The 20,006-nt window shown below is 27.4% G+C and carries 31 protein-coding genes; 21 read left to right on the forward strand and 10 right to left on the reverse strand.

The window, feature by feature from the left end; genetic code table 4:
• The first annotated feature begins 6 nt into the window (after positions 1-6).
• From nusA to AAHF53_RS02190, 12 genes are all read left to right on the forward strand, one after another.
• A complete protein-coding gene (gene nusA, locus AAHF53_RS02135) occupies positions 7-1,236 on the forward strand; it encodes a transcription termination factor NusA (protein ID WP_338968855.1) in 1,230 nt (409 codons plus the stop codon).
• Between the two features lie 19 nt (positions 1,237-1,255).
• Entirely contained in the window at positions 1,256-1,534 is a 279-nt protein-coding gene (locus AAHF53_RS02140) for a YlxR family protein (RefSeq protein WP_338968857.1), read from the forward strand.
• Between the two features lie 17 nt (positions 1,535-1,551).
• Positions 1,552-3,384: a translation initiation factor IF-2 gene (gene infB, locus AAHF53_RS02145; protein ID WP_342190087.1), complete on the forward strand. Its 1,833-nt coding sequence runs from the start codon at positions 1,552-1,554 to the stop codon at positions 3,382-3,384.
• Positions 3,384-3,746, forward strand: a complete 363-nt coding sequence (gene rbfA / locus AAHF53_RS02150) for a 30S ribosome-binding factor RbfA (protein ID WP_342190088.1) — start codon at positions 3,384-3,386, stop codon at positions 3,744-3,746. The genes infB and rbfA overlap by 1 nt, the downstream gene beginning before the upstream one ends.
• 105 nt (positions 3,747-3,851) lie before the next feature.
• Positions 3,852-4,784: a substrate-binding domain-containing protein gene (locus tag AAHF53_RS02155; RefSeq protein WP_338968969.1), complete on the forward strand. Its 933-nt coding sequence runs from the start codon at positions 3,852-3,854 to the stop codon at positions 4,782-4,784.
• Positions 4,785-4,798: 14 nt separating this feature from the next.
• Positions 4,799-6,799 carry a phosphate ABC transporter permease PstA gene (pstA, locus tag AAHF53_RS02160; protein ID WP_342190089.1) on the forward strand — a complete coding sequence of 667 codons (2,001 nt, stop codon included), beginning with the start codon at positions 4,799-4,801 and terminating at the stop codon, positions 6,797-6,799.
• Positions 6,757-7,632 (forward strand): phosphate ABC transporter ATP-binding protein PstB, encoded by an 876-nt coding sequence (gene pstB, locus AAHF53_RS02165; protein ID WP_342190090.1) that lies wholly within the window; start codon positions 6,757-6,759, stop codon positions 7,630-7,632. The genes pstA and pstB overlap by 43 nt, the downstream gene beginning before the upstream one ends.
• Before the next feature lie 42 nt (positions 7,633-7,674).
• Positions 7,675-8,415 carry a 16S rRNA (uracil(1498)-N(3))-methyltransferase gene (locus AAHF53_RS02170; protein WP_338967547.1) on the forward strand — a complete coding sequence of 247 codons (741 nt, stop codon included), beginning with the start codon at positions 7,675-7,677 and terminating at the stop codon, positions 8,413-8,415.
• A 2-nt stretch (positions 8,416-8,417) separates the two neighbouring features.
• Positions 8,418-8,900, forward strand: a complete 483-nt coding sequence (locus AAHF53_RS02175; protein ID WP_338967550.1) for a hypothetical protein — start codon at positions 8,418-8,420, stop codon at positions 8,898-8,900.
• A 24-nt stretch (positions 8,901-8,924) separates the two neighbouring features.
• Positions 8,925-9,563, forward strand: a complete 639-nt coding sequence (gene deoC, locus AAHF53_RS02180; protein ID WP_342190091.1) for a deoxyribose-phosphate aldolase — start codon at positions 8,925-8,927, stop codon at positions 9,561-9,563.
• Positions 9,564-9,747: 184 nt separating this feature from the next.
• Complete coding sequence (gene rpsU / locus AAHF53_RS02185; RefSeq protein ID WP_338967572.1) at positions 9,748-9,918, forward strand: 30S ribosomal protein S21; 171 nt, start codon at positions 9,748-9,750, stop codon at positions 9,916-9,918.
• Between the two features lie 72 nt (positions 9,919-9,990).
• A complete protein-coding gene (locus AAHF53_RS02190; RefSeq protein ID WP_342190092.1) occupies positions 9,991-10,320 on the forward strand; it encodes a cysteine peptidase family C39 domain-containing protein in 330 nt (109 codons plus the stop codon).
• Here the strand turns inward: AAHF53_RS02190 and AAHF53_RS02195 are convergent.
• From AAHF53_RS02195 to AAHF53_RS02240, 10 genes are all read right to left on the reverse strand, one after another.
• Entirely contained in the window at positions 10,274-10,834 is a 561-nt protein-coding gene (locus tag AAHF53_RS02195; protein ID WP_342190093.1) for a hypothetical protein, read from the reverse strand. The two genes, AAHF53_RS02190 and AAHF53_RS02195, sit on opposite strands and share 47 nt — an antisense overlap.
• Positions 10,835-10,858: 24 nt before the next feature.
• Positions 10,859-11,104 carry a hypothetical protein gene (locus AAHF53_RS02200; RefSeq protein WP_342189741.1) on the reverse strand — a complete coding sequence of 82 codons (246 nt, stop codon included), beginning with the start codon at positions 11,102-11,104 and terminating at the stop codon, positions 10,859-10,861.
• A gap of 10 nt (positions 11,105-11,114) precedes the next feature.
• Positions 11,115-11,441, reverse strand: coding sequence for a hypothetical protein (locus tag AAHF53_RS02205; protein ID WP_342189740.1), 327 nt, complete (start codon positions 11,439-11,441; stop codon positions 11,115-11,117).
• A gap of 13 nt (positions 11,442-11,454) precedes the next feature.
• A complete protein-coding gene (locus tag AAHF53_RS02210) occupies positions 11,455-12,444 on the reverse strand; it encodes a hypothetical protein (protein WP_342190094.1) in 990 nt (329 codons plus the stop codon).
• Between the two features lie 31 nt (positions 12,445-12,475).
• A complete protein-coding gene (locus AAHF53_RS02215; protein ID WP_342190095.1) occupies positions 12,476-12,718 on the reverse strand; it encodes a hypothetical protein in 243 nt (80 codons plus the stop codon).
• A gap of 15 nt (positions 12,719-12,733) precedes the next feature.
• Positions 12,734-12,964 carry a hypothetical protein gene (locus AAHF53_RS02220; RefSeq protein WP_342189737.1) on the reverse strand — a complete coding sequence of 77 codons (231 nt, stop codon included), beginning with the start codon at positions 12,962-12,964 and terminating at the stop codon, positions 12,734-12,736.
• A gap of 164 nt (positions 12,965-13,128) precedes the next feature.
• Positions 13,129-13,341 carry a hypothetical protein gene (locus AAHF53_RS02225; protein WP_215826178.1) on the reverse strand — a complete coding sequence of 71 codons (213 nt, stop codon included), beginning with the start codon at positions 13,339-13,341 and terminating at the stop codon, positions 13,129-13,131.
• Between the two features lie 73 nt (positions 13,342-13,414).
• Entirely contained in the window at positions 13,415-14,257 is an 843-nt protein-coding gene (locus AAHF53_RS02230) for a rolling circle replication-associated protein (RefSeq protein ID WP_342190096.1), read from the reverse strand.
• A gap of 132 nt (positions 14,258-14,389) precedes the next feature.
• On the reverse strand, positions 14,390-14,689 hold the full coding sequence (locus AAHF53_RS02235; protein WP_338966992.1) for a hypothetical protein: 300 nt from the start codon (positions 14,687-14,689) through the stop codon (positions 14,390-14,392).
• Positions 14,682-14,837 carry a hypothetical protein gene (locus tag AAHF53_RS02240; RefSeq protein WP_338966990.1) on the reverse strand — a complete coding sequence of 52 codons (156 nt, stop codon included), beginning with the start codon at positions 14,835-14,837 and terminating at the stop codon, positions 14,682-14,684. Before AAHF53_RS02240 ends, AAHF53_RS02235 begins: the two co-directional genes overlap by 8 nt.
• 457 nt (positions 14,838-15,294) lie before the next feature.
• Here AAHF53_RS02240 and AAHF53_RS02245 point away from each other — a divergent pair, with 457 nt between their 5' ends.
• From AAHF53_RS02245 to AAHF53_RS02285, 9 genes are all read left to right on the forward strand, one after another.
• Positions 15,295-15,468: a hypothetical protein gene (locus AAHF53_RS02245; protein WP_342190097.1), complete on the forward strand. Its 174-nt coding sequence runs from the start codon at positions 15,295-15,297 to the stop codon at positions 15,466-15,468.
• A 30-nt stretch (positions 15,469-15,498) separates the two neighbouring features.
• Positions 15,499-15,711 (forward strand): hypothetical protein, encoded by a 213-nt coding sequence (locus AAHF53_RS02250; protein ID WP_342190098.1) that lies wholly within the window; start codon positions 15,499-15,501, stop codon positions 15,709-15,711.
• A 164-nt stretch (positions 15,712-15,875) separates the two neighbouring features.
• The gene (locus tag AAHF53_RS02255) at positions 15,876-16,106 is read left to right on the forward strand and encodes a hypothetical protein (RefSeq protein ID WP_342190099.1); all 231 of its coding nucleotides are present in this window, start codon (positions 15,876-15,878) and stop codon (positions 16,104-16,106) included.
• 15 nt (positions 16,107-16,121) lie between these two features.
• Positions 16,122-16,364 (forward strand): hypothetical protein, encoded by a 243-nt coding sequence (locus AAHF53_RS02260; protein ID WP_342190100.1) that lies wholly within the window; start codon positions 16,122-16,124, stop codon positions 16,362-16,364.
• 31 nt (positions 16,365-16,395) lie between these two features.
• Positions 16,396-17,385, forward strand: a complete 990-nt coding sequence (locus AAHF53_RS02265; RefSeq protein WP_342190101.1) for a hypothetical protein — start codon at positions 16,396-16,398, stop codon at positions 17,383-17,385.
• 12 nt (positions 17,386-17,397) lie between these two features.
• Positions 17,398-17,724, forward strand: a complete 327-nt coding sequence (locus tag AAHF53_RS02270) for a hypothetical protein (RefSeq protein WP_342190102.1) — start codon at positions 17,398-17,400, stop codon at positions 17,722-17,724.
• A gap of 9 nt (positions 17,725-17,733) precedes the next feature.
• Entirely contained in the window at positions 17,734-17,979 is a 246-nt protein-coding gene (locus AAHF53_RS02275) for a hypothetical protein (RefSeq protein ID WP_342190103.1), read from the forward strand.
• A 189-nt stretch (positions 17,980-18,168) separates the two neighbouring features.
• Positions 18,169-18,366, forward strand: a complete 198-nt coding sequence (locus AAHF53_RS02280; RefSeq protein WP_342190104.1) for a hypothetical protein — start codon at positions 18,169-18,171, stop codon at positions 18,364-18,366.
• Positions 18,359-19,936 carry a hypothetical protein gene (locus tag AAHF53_RS02285; RefSeq protein ID WP_342190105.1) on the forward strand — a complete coding sequence of 526 codons (1,578 nt, stop codon included), beginning with the start codon at positions 18,359-18,361 and terminating at the stop codon, positions 19,934-19,936. The genes AAHF53_RS02280 and AAHF53_RS02285 overlap by 8 nt, the downstream gene beginning before the upstream one ends.
• Positions 19,937-20,006: the final 70 nt, after the last annotated feature.

Below are 20,006 nucleotides of genomic sequence, written 5' to 3' on the forward strand. Positions count from 1 at the left end.
AATAAGATGATTGATGGAATAGAAATTTTAAAAGCAATTGATCTTTTGGTGGAAGAAAAGAAAATTGATCGCAGTTTAATTATTGAGGCTATTAAAGAAGGAATAATAAAAGCTTATGAAAAATATTTGGACCCACAAGCCTTAATAAAAGTAGACTTTGATGAACAAACTGGTCAAATTAAAGTTTATCGTTTATTAAAAATTGTTAGTAAGATTGAAGATGAGTTTGCTGAAATTTTATTAGATGATGTTAAAAATTTAGAGAAAAATTTAACAATTGATAATATATATTATGAGCCTGTTGATACTGATGAATTTTCTCGTTTAGCAGCGTTACAAGTAGCACAAATTTTAAAACAACATTTAAGAGAAGCAGAAAAAGAAGTTGTCTATGAAAAATATATTTCTAAGAAAGATGATATTTTAATTGGCACAATTGATAATATTGAAGAAAACTACTATTTATTAAAAATTGTTGATCGTACTTTTGCAATTTTACCTAAAAAAAATATTATTCCCACAGAGAAATTTTATTTAGGTGATAAAGTAAAGTTTTATGTTGAGGATGTTAATAAAACGAAAAATTTTGGACAAATTTTAGCTTCAAGAACTCATCCAGGATTTTTAAAAAGATTATTAGAAATTGAAGTTCCAGAAATTTATGAAGGAATAATTGAAATTAAAGTCATTGCAAGAATTGCAGGACAAAGATCAAAAGTTGCAGTATTTTGTAATGACCCAACTATTGATCCGATTGGTGCTTGTGTTGGTAATAAAGGAAAAAGAATTCAAAGTATTATGGAAGAATTGAATGATGAAAAAATTGATCTTATTAAGTGAGATGCGGAAATAAAAACATTTATTATTAATGCGTTATCGCCAGCTAAAGCGATTTCTATTAGTTTAGATGAACAAACTAATGAAGCTAATATTATCGTTGCTGATGAGCATTATTCATTAGCTATTGGTAAAAAAGGAATAACAGCAAAATTAACAGCAAAATTAACAAAATGAAAAATTAATATTATTTCTTTAAGTGATGCTTTAAATCAAAATATTATTTTTAAATGAAATGGTAATTTATCGGAACAGCAAATGCAAGAATTACAAAATAAACATCAATTTAAAATCAAGAAAGATAATTTGCTTGTAGGGTTAGAAACAAGTATTGAAGAAATAGATAATGTTGATAATACTAATACTGAATTAGATAGTGATGAATTAGATAAAGATTAAATAAAGGAAAAAATTATTGGTGGCAAAACAAAAATTAGTATATCGGCAATGCATCGTTACAAAAGTTGTTGTTTTACGAAGTGAGTTAATAAGAGTTGTTAAAACAAAACAAGAACAAGTTTTGGTTGATTTAAATTATTGTCTTGCTGGTAAAGGTGCTTATGTTAAGCGAGAAGTTGCTATTATTGAAAAAATGCAAAAAAAACAATTATTAGAAAAGATTTTTAAAACACAAATTGTTGATAATATTTATTTATTATTACTCAAAGTTGTAAAAGAACAGGAGCATAGTAATTAATTAGGGGTGGTGATTGTATGAAAAAAAGTAATCAAAGAAAAAAGCAAACAACAGTTATTAAAAATCAATTAAAAACAGGAAGTGATTCACATCTTGATAATGGGATTTTTATTTTTAGTGAACCATTATCAATTATTGAGTTTTCTAAAAAAACAAATATTCCTGTTGTGAAAATTATTAAATACTTTTTTAATAAAGGACAAATGTTAACGCAAAATCATTTTTTGAATGAAGAATTAATTGGTGAGTTATGTTTAGAATTTAGTTTAGATTTTAAAAAGGAAACTGTTATTACGCATCAAAATTTGTTAGAAAATTTAGATATTATTGATGATATTAATGATTTAAAAGAACGGCCACCAGTTGTGACCATTATGGGTCATGTTGATCATGGTAAAACAACTTTGTTAGATAATATTAGAAAATCTAAAATTACTGAGAAAGAATTTGGTGGTATAACGCAACATATTGGTGCTTATCAAATTAAAACAAAGGATAGTAAAATTATTACTTTTTTGGATACGCCTGGACATGAAGCATTTACGCAAATGCGTGCTCGGGGCGCTAAAGTTACTGATATTGTTGTATTAGTTGTTGCTAGTAATGATGGTGTTATGCCACAAACTAAAGAAGCAATTGATCATGCTAAAGCTGCTAATGTGCCAATTATTGTGTTTGTTAATAAGATGGATTTGCCGTCTGCTAATGTGGAATTAATTATGAAAGATTTAGCAACTTTAGATTTAATTTCGGAAGAGTGAAGTGGTGATACAATTTTTGTTAAAGGTAGTGCTTTAACTGGTGCAGGAATTGATGAATTATTAGATGTAATTTTATTATTAGCGGAAATGCAAGGTTTACAAGCTAATCCAAATTGTTTTGCTAGTGGGACAGTTATTGAGGCGCATTTAGATCGTAATGTTGGTCCCGTTTGTACATTGTTAGTTCAAAATGGCACTTTAAAAATTAAAGATGCTTTGGTAGCAGGAGTTTCTTTTGGTCGGGTTCGTGATATGAAAAATGATCGTAATGTTGCTATTAAGGAAGCAAAACCTTCAACGCCAATTGAAATTCATGGTTTAGATTTTGTTCCTAAGGCGGGTGAACCATTTATGGTGTTTGGTGATGATAAGTTAGCTCGTGAAGTAGCGTTATCAAGAAAAACACAAGATGAAATTAATGAGCGAAGAAAAACTAAAACTTTAAATTTAGAAAATTTATCTGATGAAATTGCAGCTGGTAATTTGAAACATATTGATATTATTTTAAAAACTGATACTCAGGGAAGTTTAGAAGCTTTAAAACAGTCATTAAGTAAAATTAAAATTGATGATATTAGTATTAGAATTATTCGTTCTTCAGTTGGAACAATTAGTGAATCAGATATTACCTTAGCTGTTGCTTCAAAAGCTTTAGTTTATGGTTTTAATGTGCGACCTAATTCTGTTGTGCGAAAATTGGCATTAGATGAAGGCATTGAGATTCATCTTCATAATGTTATTTATAAAGTAATTGAAGAATTGCAACAAGCAGCCAGAGGTTTATTAGATCCAAAGTTTGAAGAGATTGTTTTAGGACAAGCTGCTGTGCGCCAATTATTTCATTATTCTAAGGTTGGTGTCATTGCGGGATGTATGGTTATTGAAGGTGTTATTAGTCGTCAAAGTAAAGTAAAGGTTTTACGAGATGGTATTGTTATTTATGATGGTGATTTATCATCTTTAAAACATCAAAAAGAAGATATTAAAGAATCACGACAAGGAACTGAATGTGGGTTAACTATTAAAAACTTTAATGATATAAAAGAAAATGATGTTATTGAATCTTATTTATTGAAGGAAATTAAGTAATGGTAAATGTTAAGTTTCAACGATTACAAACTACAATTCAACGTTTGCTAACAAATATTTTGCAAAAAGAAGTTAAAGATGAGAATGAAGTTTTGCAAAAATTAATAATTACGGGAGTAAAATTAAATAATGATCGCACAATTGCTAAAGTATATTATGATTCTTTGGTTTTCCAAGAACAAAAGCAGATTATTGAATTAGCGATAAAACAAAATTTGTGATTAATCCGAAAAAAATTAGGTCAACAGTTAACGATTTATAAAGTTCCGCAATTAATTTTTGTTTATGATCAATCATTAAGTGAAAGTAGAAAAATTGAAGATATTTTAAATAAAATTAAAAAAGATTCTTCTAACTTTTAAACGGTAATTTTTTAAGAATTATTGTAATTATGCTTTTTTTTGTTATTATTACCTTGTTATTTATTATGATAATTAAGGTTATGAATGGGGTATTTAATCATTGTGATGAAAAAAATGTTTTCTTGATTAGGAGCAAATTTGCTTTCATTCATTACTATTATTAATCTTGTTGCTTGTCAGAAAAGTGAAATTATTTTATTTGGTGGTTCTAGTTCAGTGATGACTTTAATGCATATCTTATTATATGGTGACCAGTTAAATGCTCCGAAATTTCAAGGTTTTAATCATAAATATAATCGTAAGGTGGCATATAATGGTACGGGTTCATCAGCTGGTGAAAATGGTGTTAAAAATCAAACACTAGTGATGGGGTTTACTTCAAGAGATGTTAAGTCAGAGTATATTGATAATAGTAATTATCGTGTTTTTAATTTTGCAATTGATGGGATGGTAATTATTGCTAAAGCTCCTACTAATTGCAATGTTACAAATATTTCTCAGGATAAAGTAAGTGTTTTACGAGATATATATACTGGTAAAAGTAAAACTTGAACAGATTTGTTAGGAAATGGGTGTGCTAATAAAGAAACGATTATTGGTGTTAATCGTGAATCAGGAAGTGGAACCAGAGATGTTTGGCGAGGATTTTTAGAAATGGGTAGTAGTGATTTTTCTAGTGGTTTAAGAATTGCTAATTCAACATCAGTAATGATTAATCAAGTAAGAGATACTAATAATGCTATTGGTTATGTTTCATTTTCAAATGTTGATTCGGTTCTTGCTAATAATTTAGTCCCTTTTACGATTAATGGTGTTAAAGCTAGTATTGAATCGTTAACTAATAAATCATATATTTTGTATCGTTTATTTGCATGTTTATTTTGATATGAAAGTAAACAAAGAGAGTTGATTCGTCAGTTTATTTATTTTATGAATGATGATCATAGTGGTAAATTAGCATTTGAAAAAACAGGTTTAATATTTGATTTTGAATGAAAAAGTGAAGAACCTGAATGGTTGATTAAGCAAACTAATTAAGTGATGGAGAAATTATGGTTCAGTTTCATAATAAGATTTTTAAACATAAATATTATCTTGATTTATTTAATAAAATTCTGATTTTTTGTGCGGCTTTGGCGGCTATTATTATATCATTTTTTATTATTGTATTTATTAGTTATCAATCAATACCAGTATTTAGAAAATATGGCTTTTGAAATTTTATTTTTAGTAAAGCTTGATTAGCGGATACTTTACAATTTGGTGCAATGAGTTTTGTTATTTCTACTTTGTTAGTAGTTTTTTTAGCAATGTTAATTGCGATTCCGTTAGCAATTTTTACTTCAGTTTTAATTAGTGAATTTTTAGGAAAGAAAATTAAGCGCATTGTGATTTTTCTAGTTGAATTATTAGCTGGTGTACCACCGGTTATTTTTGGAATTTTTGGTTTAGAAGTTATTGGCAGTTTTTATAAACAAATTGGCGCATCATCACCAGCTAATATGTTAACAGCAGCGACAATTTTAGCATTAATGGCTTTACCTACCATTATTGCTTTAATTTGTAATGCTTTAAATAGTGTCCCTAGTTCTTATCGGTTTGCTTCGTTAGCGATGGGAGTATCACGGACTAGTTCTGCTTTTAAAGTTGTAAAAAAAGCGGTCCGAACCAAGATAATTGGCGCTATTACCTTTGGGATATGTCGGGTTATTGGTGAAGTTACAGCGATGATTATGGTTTCAGGATTAGTATATCAAATACCGACATTTCAAAATGGATTTTTAGGATTTATTTTTTCAGGAATAACATCTTTAGCTGCGGTAATTGGTATTGAGTTAGCTGAAAGTGCTTCAACAATTCATACATCAGCTTTATTTGCTTTAGGATTAGTTTTAATCATTTTTGTATCAATTTTAAATATTGTTATTTTAGCTACATATAAAGTAGCCAACAATCAAATTCAAGGCGTTAGTTATACAAAAAAGCTTAAAATTTATTTTATTACAAAAGTTTTGCGAAGAAATATGACGGTATTAGAAGATCATCAAATTTCTAACCAACGGTTATTAAGTTACTATGATGAAAGTAAAATTTTGAAATTTCATCGTCAGTTTAACAAATTAAAAGATGTTATTTGGATATTATTAATGTTTTTATCAACAATAATAACATTATCAATGGTTATTTGAATTATTGGTGATGTTATTATTAAAGGGATTCAATCAACACTTTTTTTAACGCCGTATCGTGAAGTTTTACAAGGTTCATATGATTTAACACCATTATTTGTTTCAACATTATTATTAATTGTTTGTTCGTTAGTAGTTTCTATTCCGTTAGGAATTTTAGGAGGAATACATTTAAATGAGTATGCTAATAAAACTAGTAAGATTGCTAATTTAATTCGTTTTTCAGTTGATGCTTTAGTTGCAACGCCTTCAGTAGTTTTTGGAATGTTTGGTTATATTGTGTTTGTTAATATTTTAGGAATTGGTCATAACTTTATTAGTGCTGGATTGATGTTTGGGGTCTTAACATTACCAATTATTATTAAAACTACTGAAGATGCTTTAAATGGTGTTGCTCAAGAATATCGTGATTCTTCATTAGCATTAGGAGTTACAAAAATTGGGACAATTTTTAAAATTATTTTACCGAATTGTAAAAAGGGAATTGTTACGGGAATTGTCTTTGCTATTAGTAAAGTTATTAGTGAAAGTATGCCCGCGTTATTAACTTTGTCATCATCACCTTTTATGCCACAAAGTTTATTAGATCCAGGTACTACTTTAACTGTTAAAATTTATCAATTAATAAATGAACCTGATATCGTTGCAGGTCCTGCTCATTTAATTAAAATTAGTGCTTATCAATTGGCAAAAATTATTGCTTATGAGATTGCTGCGATTACAATTTTATTGATTATTGTCTTAAATTTATTAGTTAAATATATTACAAGGGAAAAGAAGAATTTTGGATATTCATATAATAATTTAAAAGGAGTAATGTTATGGCTAAAAAGAAAAAGAACATCAATTGAATACAAAAAATAAAGACATCCTTTCCTAATAAATCTAAAAAGCAAAAACATTCTCGCGATAAGGTTAAAGTTAAAATTGTTGATAAGAAATATAGTATTGCTATTTCTGATTTTAATTTTTATTATAATTTTGGTAAGAAACAAGCACTATTTAATATTAATTTGAATATTAAAAGAAATAAGATTATGGCTCTTATTGGTCCTTCGGGTTGTGGTAAATCAACATTATTGCGCTCAATTAATCGGATGAATGATTTAATTGAAGGAACTAAAATTACGGGAGAAATTATTTATCAACAAAAAAATATTTATGATAATAAACAAGATATTATTGCTTTAAGAACTACGATTGGTATGGTTTTTCAAAAACCTAATCCTTTTCCAAAATCAATTTATGATAATGTTGCTTATGGACCAAGAAGTTTAGGAATTAGAAATCGAAAAAAATTGGATGAAATAATTGAAGATTCATTAAAAAAAGCGGCATTATGAGATGAAGTTAAAAATGATTTAAAAAGTCCAGCTTTAAGTTTAAGTGGTGGTCAACAACAAAGATTATGTATTGCTCGAGCAATTGCTATTAAACCAGAAGTGCTATTAATGGATGAACCAACTTCAGCATTAGATCCGATTGCTACTGGTAAAATTGAGGAGTTAATATTGCAATTAAAAAAAGATTTTACAATTATTATTGTGACCCATTCAATGCAACAAGCAGCAAGAATTTCTGATCAAACAGCATTTTTTTTAATGGGTAAAATTGTTGAAGTGGCAAGAACAAGAAAATTATTTTTATCACCACAACAAAAGGAAACTGAAGATTATATTGCAGGACGGTTTGGGTAATGATTTAAAAATGATATAATTAATATTGGAGTAGGTGATATAATGCAATGTTATTTTGCTCATTTTCAAGATGAATTCGGCAATTTAATTTTTAATGATATTGATACTCATCATTTAGTTAATGTTTTAAGATTTCAAATTAATGACTTGTTAATTGCTGTATATAATGGCAAAAAATATCAAACGAAGATAATTGAAAAGAAACCACAATTAAAAGTTGAAATTCAAAAAAATTTATTGGAAAATACCGAATTAGAAATAGTTGTAACATTATTAATGCCATTGCTTAAACAAGATCGTAATGATTGAATTGTTCAAAAAGCGACTGAATTAGGTGTGACACAAATTATTGGTATTGCTTTAGAACGAAGTGTTACTAAGATTAAACGAAATGATGATAAGAAAAAAAAGATGATGCGTTGACAAAAGATTGCTAAAGAAGCAGCACAACAGTCGAATCGTAATCAAATTCCAAAAATTGTTGATATTATTACTGATTTTACTGCTATTATTCCTTATAAGAGCGAGTTAAATTTAATTGCTAATGAATTATCATTAGCAACCCGTTCATTGTCGGCACTAATGTTACCATTATCCAAGTCAACAAGTATTACTTTTATTTGTGGACCTGAGGGTGGTTTTAGTGATAAAGAATTAGAATTTTTTAATTTTGAAGGTTTTCATGCAATTAATTTAGGAAAAAGAGTTTTAAGATCAGAAACAGCTGTTTTAGCATTTCTTGCTAATATCGGTTATGAACATGAAAAGTTAAAGGAGCAATAAGAATGTCTTTAAGTTCAAAGCGAATGGGTGCAATTTTAAATTTATTATTTGCAATTAATTGATTGTTTTTAACAATGGTATTTATTAGTGTTCAAAAATCAAATTTACCTTTAAGTGGTGGTTTTGAAATTGCTAGTTATTTAATTCCATTAATAACTTTATGTTTAATAATGGTTTATGTTTGATTAACTTATGTATCAATTAAGAATTTTGATATTAAATATCAATTTAAAGCATATAAATACTTAATATTAATCGTATTGATGGCAGTGATGTCAATTTTAGCCAATTTATTAATTTTAATTGCTAAAAATCACCAAAATGCTATTTTAGCGTTTGGTTTATCAATTGGAATTTCTGGAATATTTGGTTTAGTAACAATTATCTTTGATATTAAGTTTTTTATTCAAAGGTTAAAATGAGAGGCATTATCAAAAAGTGAAATTTCTACCCTAAATGATGAATTAATAATTAAAAATAAATAATTAGTAAGGAGATCTGCTTGTTTTATGAAACTGAATGAATTTATTGATTATACTTTATTAAGTTCACATGCTACGAGTCATGACATTCAAAAAATTTGTGTGGATGCTGAAAAGCACAAATTTGCTAGTGTATGTGTTAATCCTATTTATGTTAGTCATGCTAAAAATTTGTTAAAAAAGACAAAGGTTAATGTTTGTACTGTTGTTGGTTTTCCATTGGGTTCGGTGCCTACAAATATTAAAGTGTTGGAAACTGAACAAGCTGTTCGTGATGGTGCCGATGAGATTGATATGGTTATTAATGTCGGAGCTTTAAAAGAAGGGGCATATACGGTAGTATTAAATGATATTAAACATGTTCGGGCTGTATGTCCAAAACAAATTTTAAAAGTTATTATTGAAACTGCATTATTAACGAAAGAAGAAAAAATTCAAGTTTGTAAATTAGCTTTGCAAGCACAAGCAGATTTTATTAAAACTTCAACAGGATTTGCTAAAAGTGGTGCTAAAGTTAAAGATATTAAATTAATTCGTAGTATTGTTAAAGATGCAATGTATATTAAAGCGTCAGGGAAAATTAAAACTAAAGCACAGGCAATAAAACTTATTAAAGGTGGAGCAGACCGACTGGGGATTAGTAAAGCAGCGTTATTGATGGTTTAGTTGCTAATTAATTTTAGTTATAAAAATGGTTTTAATTTTTTGTGAATTTTGTTTCATTATTTGCAATTTTATATCATATTTATTAAATCATTTGCATTTTATAGCAAAAAAAATTATAATTATAGGGTCTAGCTATAAAATATTCATATGTAAAAAAATATAGGAAAATGGAGTTGAAAATTAAATGGCCACAGTTGTTGTAAAAAAGGATGGAGAAGATATTGATCAAGCTTTACGCAGATTTAAAAAAGCTGCTTCTCCAATTAAAAGAGAATTAGAAAAGCGTAAACACTTCCTTTCTCCCAGAGAAAAACGTTTATTTAAACAAGCACAAAATCGTAAATTTTCTCGTTAATTATTAACGAGATTTTTTTATGTTTTACAAGGAAAAAAATATTAGATAAGTAAAAGTAGTAATGGGGATTAAATGTTGTATCCATTAATATGACAAGAGCAAAAAAATGATTGTGCTGTTGCTTGTTTAGCAATGTTAATTAAGTATTATCACAAGCAACGAATTTCATTAGAAACTTTAAAACAAGAAGCATCATTTCAATGAGAATATTGAAGTATTAAAACATTGAAAGCGGTAGCCTATTCACAGGGAGTATTATTAACACCATATCATTGTAATTTTGAGCAACTTCAAAAGTTATCGTTAAAAACGCCTTGAATTTTATATGTTAATAATGACAATGGTGAAGCTCATTTTATTGTTGTTTATAAAAAACATCGAAAAAAATTTTTAATTGATTAGGTAATGGTTGCTCGTTATCTTTTTCTGGCAAAGGGGAAGAAGTAAACATTAATTCTAATCAATCATATTGTCAATCAGCTCCAATGCCGGTCTCGCTTGTCCCGGTATTATAGCTATGAATTTTACCTTTAATACTAATTGCGTCAACCTTACCCGGTTTTGTTAAATCATAAACATTAATTAACAAATCACTAATAGTTTTTTGCGTAAACCTAAAAGATGGATATCAAGTAATACTATAAATCATATTCTCTGGCAAGTTTACTAATTCGTCCTTATTAAAATTTGAAAATCCGACAAGATATCTTTTAGAACTACTATCTTGTCAATTAATAGTTGCTTTAGATAAAGAAAATTCATAAATTTCACCATTACTAGAATTAGTAGCTCGTTTTTCTCGCTTCATAAAAGATTGTTCTATATTAGATTTTGATGGTTGTTTTGTATCAAAGAAGGCACCCAGCGGGACTAAACCAATAAAAGCGATAACTAATCACGACATAAATTTATACATATCTATTTATCCTTTCTTTTGCGTTTAACTTCTTAAAATAAGGTATACTGTTGATAAAATGCAAATAGTCCCTAAGATTTGGAAAATTGGATGTTGAGAAAATAACCTTATCATTGGTTTAAACAAATCTAAAATTTTAATATTACTTGATAGAACTTTATTAAAATATTCTAAACCCTCACGAACATAAGCTCATAAACCTAAAAAGTCGTTTAAAGCAAAAATAGAAAAAACAGCAACAAGAATAAATAATATTATCAATTTAAACATTTTCTAAAACCTACCTTTTTATTCGCCGTCCGTGTTGGTTAACTCACGGTCTGTTTTTAGGACTATTACCACTAAATTTCTTAATTGGACCACTAGATGATTGTTTCTTAGTTCCTCAATTAGCAACTGATTTTTGGTATTTTTTACGAAAACCAACTTTTGGTCGTTCAATATGAATCCCTAAAATGCCACCAATTACAAGATTTATCACAAGCATAATTAGCGGAAAAATAATAATACGAATGTCTGTTCCAGGAATGGTTAAAGTTCAAATTAAATCAAAAACTTTATAAAACATATCGCCAATTAAACTAGCCATTTTTTCTAAGTTTTCCATTTTTTAAACTCCTTTACTTGTTTTTCTTATTTAGATTATTTTTTAACTTAGTAAGTATCTTACTGAATTTTTCCATTTTTAAATATTCTAATGCTTCAATATCCATTACATTATCATTTCAAAATTTATGTTGATAATTATCATTCAAAGCACGATTACTTAATTCACGCAAGAATGATAAATATTTATTATCGTAAAGGTTTAAAATTGACATCGGAATTTTCAATTTAAAGAAATAAATATCTAATTCGGGAATGCTACGATACTTGATTTTGCGACCTTTTTTATCATTTTTTGCATTAATTAGCGTTAATCGTCATTGTTCGTATTCGCTTACCGATTTAAAAGTGCCATAAATAACTTGTAAATAAGGACGAAAGATACTAACGGGTTTTTTTCTAATGCCAACAATTATTGAATTCGCAATATCACGAACTTTAACTCATATATGTTCAGCTCGTTGTCCGCTTGCTAATACGATATGGGTAAATTGCCGAGCCGAAGCGAAATATTCTTGTAAGCCTTGGGTTACCCTATCATTTTCTTTATAGTCAGTACCTTCTAAAAATAAGTTGGTTTCATCTCATAACAGTAAATGCTTTTCATCTAAAATTGGATAATTATAATCTAATAAAGACATATGTCCTAATGAAAGCATTTGTTTATTGGTAATCGGAAAAGTAGAAATCGTCTTTCAACCACTTAATAAGTAAGAAGCTAAAACCATTAAAGCGGTTTTTCCAGTCCCTAAGGCACCAATGACTAAATTTAAGGGTGAATTTAATAAGAAATTAATAAAACTACGGCGAGCAAAGAAATGAGAAATTTTAGTATATAAAATATACAAAGCAATTAATAAATAAGTAATATCAAATAACATTCGTCAACTCTGAGGATTATAATAATGCAAAATTGTACCATAGAATCACGCAATAATAAATAAAGTGCGATTTAAAGCGACAAAATCATATAATCTTAAATTTATTTTTTTAAAAAATAGCATCACTTAAATCACACTTTCTTTATTTTTATTATTATCTGCCGGGCATTAATTTTTCAAACATTTTGAAAGCGATTAAAAATAAACCAATAATCACACCAAGCAAGAAAACTCAATATGTAGCAAAGAAATTAACAACATTTGGCATATTACCACCAATAATATCAGTTCAAATATTACCGAACGCTTTAATTAATGCTTTTCATAAGTTAGTAACCGCTTGTTCACCAGTAACAGCTATTGGCGTAACCACTCCTGTTAAGAAAGTTCCAATCATATAATCACCCCCTTTCTAAACAAAATATGATTTAACCTTATAAAATAAAATAACCATAAATAAGATAATGAATACTAACACCATTCAAAAGGCAATATTTGCTATTAAAAGTCAAAGTGGTTCTTTGATTAAATCAATCTCGTTACCAGTAACCCACGCCGGAATGGTTGTAATTTGGATAAATAAATCCCAAAAATACAATTTTGTCATTTCTCAATCTAAATCTTTTCAAGCAACTAAAAACATAATAATTACCGCTTAAAAGGTCAAAAGAGTAGAAAAATAATTGCTGAGAAGAGCATTACAATTATCAAAATTGAAAACAAAAATACAACTTGGGGTGGTAAATCGGTAGTCGGATAAATTAATTCAATTAACTCAATAATTATTTTTTTAAACATTTTCTAAACCTACTTTTTAATTTCTTTTTCATCTTGTTCTAATAAATTTCGCTTAAACTTTGCAATAAATATTCGTTGTGCATAAGTAAAATCTTTTGGCAACTGCTTTGCTTCACTACCATATTTCTTTTTATCTTTAAAAAAACGATAAATATTAACCGCAATATAGTATGCTAGTAATAATGTTAAAATCGTAAAGAACACTAGGCCAAATATACTCATCTTTCTTTTCTCCTTAATTTTTTAATTTTTAATTCTTATTTTAAATTGCAATTTTTCTTTCATTTTTTAACTCCTAATGTTTCATTTTTCTTAGTTGATTTCTAAATCTTAAACTTTCTAATGAAGCATAATTTGCACTTTCAAAGTCTATATAATTAATATTTTTAAATTCATAGATTGCTCCGCACATTTTGGTTTTAAATTTATTAACTGTTGATTTTAAGTATTTTACAAATTCAGAATTTACAGTTCGATTAACAATATTATTCAAAGTGTCGGTAAATACTTGTTTTCTAGTAATGGGATTTTGACAATTATATGAGAATTGATAAGCCTTGATATTTAAGTCATACTGGTTTAATGATTTTTCGTTCAGGACATTTTTAGTTATATATTTAGAGCAATATTTTACAACCATTTCATTAGTGTTTTCACGAACTCTAATATTTTTATTAATTCCATAAGGTCAAAATTGTAAAATAATTTTATGAGGTATTTTTTCGGTGATTAAAATATGAAAATGAATAACGCTTCGTTTCTGATATTCATAGGTATACAAGTACTTAATATTTTTATTTTTAACTTTAAATCAGTATTTTAATTTTTTAAAAAATTTATTTAAATCACTCTTACATTTTCTAATATCAAATTCATTAACATCAGCATAAGTAAGCGTTAAGAATGTAAGTTTTTTACAGTCTCAAAAATTATGATATGCCTTCCGAATGACATTAGATTTTGCACGAATATTGCTATTAAGCAATTTTGTATCACAATTACCTTTATTTTTGACTCCAGTAGCATTACGAGTATTTGCTTTGATGCGTTCTAAAGGCATAACAATATTGCGAATATATTGCCCGTAATAAATGGTTTTCATATAAAAATCAGTCGGATTTTGAGGTTGTAAATTCATATTTTATGCTCCCGTTTTAGATTTTCGCCAGTTGTGTTATTTAATCAAGTAATAGTCGGCTTCGCCGACTAACCCGCTAGCGGGCGGGGCATACGCCTTCCGCACCGCTTCGCAGACCAAAGTGATTATCAATTAACTGGACAAGTTTTTTTGATTTTTTGATAATTCAATTTTTTGCAAGTTAACTATTTTGGGGGTTTTTTCAAAAGTTAATTCGCAACTAAAAAATGATTTAACATTTTCTTTTAACAGTTTATAAATTTCTTGTTGTTCTAGATTGTTATCATCAATTCATAAAGCCTTTTGTTCGCCGGTAGGCTCAAATAAGTCATTTTCATAACGCAAAAATTCGGCAGAATAACCTGACATCATAGAGCCATCTTTATTTTTAAATATTTTTCTTTTTATACTAACTAATTTAACTTTAAACATTATTTTTTAAATTCCTTTTACTTTTATTTTTTAAAATTTTTTTAATATGATTAATAAATTTTTTCTCACAAGCAACATGCAAATATCGTTTATCACTAAATAGATGTAAACACCAGCGACATATTTTATAATCTATCGTTCCTTTCAAAATTTAAAAACCCTTTTCATCGCAAGAATTACAGATTCCAACTGTATTTTTATTACCAACAACATAACTTTCGTTGTCGCATTCAATACAAAATATTACTGCCAAAAGAAAACACCCCCTAAAAGTTTGTAGAAAACAAAATCTTGTCATATGTATATGGTTTCTACATTTTTTTGTTGCGGAGAAAGAGATTGCTAAAAAGGATGTAAGTTTTAATTATTTTAAAAATTCATTTTAAAGGTGTTTTAAGGCATTTTAAGAATAGAGGTAAAAAAAAATAGTTTAAAAAAATTTAGGTTGGTTTTTAAGGTGTTTAAACGGTGCGGAAAGCGTATGCTCCGCCCGTTAATTATCAATGTTAGTTTGAGTTATTTAACTAAGTTATTGCATTTTTTGATTTAATGTAGTAAAAAAATTAATTTTGGAGTTTAAAAAATGAAAATGTGAGTTAATGTAGATGAGCCTGGTAAAGATTATTGTCAAGAGTTTATATATTTTATTAATAAAAAAAACCGGATTAGAACAAAAAATTTGAGCGTCTAAATCTGCAGTTGAATCTGTTAGAACTGATTTAGTTGGTGATAATTGACTTTGTGTTGATTTTGTTGAACATAATTATTTAAAAAAATAAATTAATTAGAAAATTAAGGAGAAAAGAAAGGTGAGTATATTTGGACTAGTGTTTTTTACGATTTTAACATTATTACTAGCATATTATATTGCAGTTAATATTTATCGGTTTTTTAAAGATAAAAAGAAATATGGTAGTGAAGCAAAACAGCTACCAAAAGATTTTATTTATGCACAACGAATATTTATTGCAAAATTTAAGCGAAATTTGTTAGAACAAGATGAAAAAGAAATTAAAAAGTAGGTTTATAAAATGTTTAAAAAAATAATTATTGAGTTAATTGAATTAATTTATCCAACTGCCGATTTACCGCCCCAAGTTGTATTTTTGTTTTCAATTTTGATAATTGTAATGCTTTTCTCAGCCATTATTTTTCTACTCTTTTGACCTTTTAAACGGTAATTATTATGTTTTTAGTTGCTTGAAAAGATTTAGATTGAGAAATGACAAAATTGTATTTTTGGGATTTATTTATTCAAATTAAAGTTATTCCGTCGTGAGTTTCCGGTAAAGAAATTGATTTAACCAAAGAACTACTTTGACTTTTAATAGCAAACATTGCTTTTTGAATGGTATTAGTATTCATTATTTTATTTATGGTTATTTTATTTTATAAGGTTAAATCATATTTTGTTTAGAAAGGGGGTGATTATATGATTGGAACTTTCTTAGCAGAAGCGACCACGCCTGTGGCTGTCACTGGCGAACAAGCGGTTACTAACTTATGAAAAGCATTAATTAAAGCATTTGGTAATATTTGAACTGATATTATTGGTGGTAATATGCCTAATGTTGTTAATTTTTTTGCTACATATTGAGTTTTCTTGCTTGGAGTAATTATTGGTTTATTTTTAATTGCTTTCAAAATGTTTGAAAAATTAATGCCCGGCAGATAGTAATAAAAATAAAGAAAGTGTGACTAAAATGATGCTATTGTTTAAGAAAATAAATTTAAGATTATATGATTTTGTCGCTTTAAATCGCACTTTATTTATTATTGCGTGATTCTATGGTGCGATTTTGTATTATTATAATCCTCAAAGTTGACGAATGTTATTTGATATTATTTATTTATTAATTGCTTTGTATGTTTTATATACTAAAATTTCTCATTTTTTTGCTCGCCGTAGTTTTATTAATTTCTTATTAAATTCACCTTTAAATTTAGTAATTGGTGCCTTAGGAACTGGAAAAACCGCTTTAATGGTTTTAGCTTCTTACTTATTAAGTGGTTGAAAAACGATTTCTACTTTTCCGATTACGGATAAACAAATGCTTTCATTAGGGCATATGTCTTTATTAGATTATAATTATCCGATATTAGAAGAAAAGCATTTGCTGTTATGAGATGAAACTAACTTATTTTTAGAAGGAACTGACTATAAAGAAAATGATAGAGTAACCCAAGGTTTACAAGAATATTTTGCTTCAGCTCGGCAATTTACCCATATTGTACTAGCGAGCGGGCAACGAGCCGAACATATATGAGTTAAAGTTCGTGATATTGCGAATTCAATAATTGTTGGTATTAGAAAAAAACCAGTTAGTATCTTTCGACCCTATTTGCAAGTTATTTATGGTACTTTTAAATCCGTAAGCGAATACGAACAATGACGATTAACGCTAATTAATGCAAAAAATGATAAAAAAGGTCGCAAAATCAAGTATCGTAGCATTCCAGAATTAGACATTTATTTCTTTAAATTGAAAATTCCGATGTCAATCTTAAATCTTTACGATAATAAATATTTATCATTCTTGCGTGAATTAAGTAATCGTGCTTTGAATGATAATTATCAACATAAATTTTGAAATGATAATGTAATGGATATTGAAGCATTAGAATATTTAAAAATGGAAAAATTTAGCAAGATACTTACTAAGTTAAAAAATAATCTGAAGAAGAAAAACAAGTAAAGGAGTTTAAAAATGGAAAACTTAGAAAAAATGGCTAGTTTGATTGGCGATATGTTTTATAAAGTTTTTGATTTAATTTGAACTTTAACCATTCCCGGAACAGATATTCGCATTATTATTTTTCCGCTAATTATGCTTGTAATAAATCTTGTAATTGGTGGTATTTTAGGTATTCATATTGAACGACCAAAAGTTGGTTTTCGTAAAAAATATCAAAAATCAGTTGCTAATTGAGGAGCTAAGAAAAAATCATCTAGTGGTCCAATTAAGAAATTCAGTGGTAATAGTCCTAAAAATAGACCGTGAGTTAATCAACATGGACGGCGAATAAAAAGGTAGGTTTTTAAAATGTTTAAATTGATAATTTTATTTATTCTTGTTGCTGTTTTTTCTATTTTTGTTTTAAATGACTTTTTAGGTTTATGAGCCTATGTGCGTGAGGGTTTAGAATATTTTAATAAAGTTCTATCAAATAATATTAAAATTTTAGATTTGTTTAAACCAATGATAAGGTTATTTTCTCAACATCCGATTTTCCAAATTTTAGGAACGATTTGTATTTTATCAACAATATATTTAATTTTAAGGAGTTAAAAAATGAAAAAATTAAAGAAAATATTAGGTATTAAATGATTTAAAAACGTTTTAGGTTTTATACATTTTTTTATTATACTTCATAGTGTTATTACTATAATTTGAATATTTTTAACGACCCTTCAAATTAAAAGGGATGAATTCTTTAAAGGGTTTATATCGTTTGATTTTCAAAATCTAGTTTTTAAAATGTATTTTTGATTATTAATCGTTTATCTGCTAATAACTGGTATTAAGTTAATTATTAGGGGTTATTACTTTAATAAAGTTTTTAAAAAACATCAAGAACAAGTTGCTAATTGTGAATGTCCGCAACATCAACAGTATAAATTTTCTGATGCTTTTAAAGCGATAAAAAAGAGTTTTAAGACGTGATGAAATGCATAAGATTATTTCTTGATTTATTATAATGTTTATTGGTTTAGTCCCCCTAGGCGCCTTCTTTGATACAAAACAACCACCAAAACCTAATATGGAACATTCCTTTATGAAACGACAAAAACGAGCCACCAATCCTAGTCAATGTGGTAAAAGTTGTGAGTTGGAGTTCGTTGAAATTTTAAATAGTGAACTATGACTTAATTCACCAACAGAAGATAGTTATAGACTTTATTTCCCAAATGATATTTTACCTAACGATTTGAAAAATAAAAACTTATTTTTAAAAGGTCAAGATAATATTGAAAGTGTTCTTAATTTTTATAAAAGTAATGGTATAGATAATAAGGGTATACTAATAACAATTCCAAAAATTATTAATGTAAAAATTAAATTTCAATTAATACAATCTCAGTTAGTACAAATTTGATATATAACTTCATTCTATGCCGAAATACCTCCTTTACCAGAAAAAGATAACGAGCAACCGTTACCTACGGAAATAACTAAAAATGATGGTGAATATCAATATACTCAGTTTCAAGATAAGTTAGACTATTTGATGATACAACGCCGAGATTTTGATAAATTTAATTATAGTTATTTATATTGAGTTCCAATTTTTAATTTTTTTGACGATAATTTTAAATATATGAGTGAAATTTCAATTAAATTAAATGGTTTTAAACAAAATAGTAAATTTAGTTTAAGTCGCAAAAATTCATATCCGTCTGGTTTCATTGAAAAAGTTATTTTTAGAGAACTTTCCTTTTCTAGTTTTGGTGATGTTATTACTATAAAAACTGAGCATGGTAGTATTATGGGTAATAATGAGTTTTTAGAAAATGGTAAATTGCTTTGAAAATTTGGCTCGCGAACAAGTTTTGGAGGAGATTTTATTGATACCTTTTTTGGACAAGTTAATTATTATGGTAATACCTTCCATTTTTTACGCTATGATGATAAATTAAAATTTGATTTTAAAGATTTTATGCTTCATTATCAAAAAGATTTAACTATTGATTTCATTAATGATTTATTTGATAAAATTTATAAAATTTTAGGTGGTTTTTTCGTACAATTCTTTTATGCGAGTTTTGATATGGACGCCTCTACTTATGTAGAATTAGATTACAAAGGGATGCAACAAATTCCTAAAAATGTTTTACAAATGGGTTTTTTCTATCGTTCCTTAATTACTTTTTATCCCAAACAATATTTAATTAATTTTGGTTCAACAATCGAAAATAGTAAGAATATGATTTTTCGTTCTTATTTCTTTGTTAAAGATAAACAAATTGCCAATGGTTTTAATACTGGCAAAAGTTCTTATCAAATAGATTTTAATGTTTTAAAAGCGTATGATAACCAATTATGAAACGCTACTAGTAATAAACTGCATTTTTATAACGCTAAAGTCGATGTGATGTACGGGATTAATATTTTTACACTGACTTTTCCACTATATAAAAAGAAAAACGAAAGCACTGAATATCATTATTCTTTATACGATTTTAACATTTTGAATTCAACAGCTTTTGTTGGTGGTGGAACAAGTGGTAATATGGGGATGACTTAATCCCTACACCCAACTGTTCTTATTGAGGTTTATTTAGTGCCATATCTTGTGGTATTCAGCACGCTTCTGT

Origin of the sequence: Spiroplasma endosymbiont of Dilophus febrilis, from assembly GCF_964030685.1 — a bacterium.
Taxonomy (GTDB): Bacteria; Bacillota_I; Bacilli_A; order Mycoplasmatales; family Nriv7; genus Nriv7.